Below are 958 nucleotides of genomic sequence, written 5' to 3'. Positions count from 1 at the left end.
AATGCCGGTTCTTTCTGGACAAGACCTTTCCCGAGATCATCGAGCAGGTTCTGCGAGAGCATGAGTTCAACCAGATCTTCGCGCGCTTTGAATTCCAGTTGCATCGCACCTATCGCAAGCGCAGCTTCGTGATGCAGTGGGGCGAGGACGATTTGGCGTTCATCACGCGCCTGTGCCGACGCTCGGGCATCTGGTTCGTATGCGAGGAGGGCGAGCGGTGCGAGCGAGTGCGCTTTGGTGACGATTACGCGTACTACCGTCGCGATCCTGAGCGCCTGACGGTTGCGTACCGGCCGCACAGCGGGCTCGAAACAGGAGGCGTCGAGTCGGTCAGCGCGCTCGAGATGCGCGCCAGGACTTTTCCGTCCGCCTACGCGGTGCGCACGTTCAACACAGAAGCAGCGATATCGGAGCCGATCGAGGCCGTAAGCCCGATACGCGACGACCGCACCACTTATGGTGAAGCGTATACCTGGGGGATACCGAATCGGAGCGAGGACGAGGCGAAGGAGGAGGTGCAACTGCGTCGCGAGGTAGCGCTGGCCGGTCAGGTCGAGTACCGCGGCGAATGCGACATGCTGGACCTCACGCCCGGCTCGGCGCTGAAACTGTCGAACCGGGAATTGCCGGATGCGAAGCACGGGTTGCTCGTGGTGCGGACGATATGCGGCGCGAGCCGGAAGAAGTCATATCACGTGACGTTCGACGCGATTCCGTCCGATCGCCAGTATCGAATGCCGTTGAAGGAAGAGGCGTGGCCCCGGATCGACGGGGTGATCACCGGGACGATCGCGTCGTCCGGCGGTTGGCGAGATCCCTATCTGGATGGTCAGGGCGAATACATCGTCGATCTTCATCTGGATCGCGACACACGGGCGCCCGGCCTGCAAAGCTGCCCGATGAGGCTGGCGAAGCCGTTCGCCGGGCCGAACCAGACGGGCTTTCACTTCGGGCTCGT

1 protein-coding gene is annotated in these 958 nt (G+C 62.4%); it reads left to right on the top strand.

All coding sequences use genetic code 11. The annotated features are described in order from the left end of the window. A partial coding sequence (locus tag J7024_RS37000) for a type VI secretion system Vgr family protein (protein ID WP_234746062.1) occupies positions 1–958 on the top strand: 958 nt, incomplete at both ends.

The sequence above is a fragment of the Burkholderia sp. WTPI3 genome (assembly GCF_021483755.1).
Taxonomy (GTDB): Bacteria; Pseudomonadota; Gammaproteobacteria; order Burkholderiales; family Burkholderiaceae; genus Burkholderia.
The sequence above is the reverse complement of the archived record's forward strand: the minus strand, read 5'-3'. Positions and strand labels throughout refer to the sequence as shown.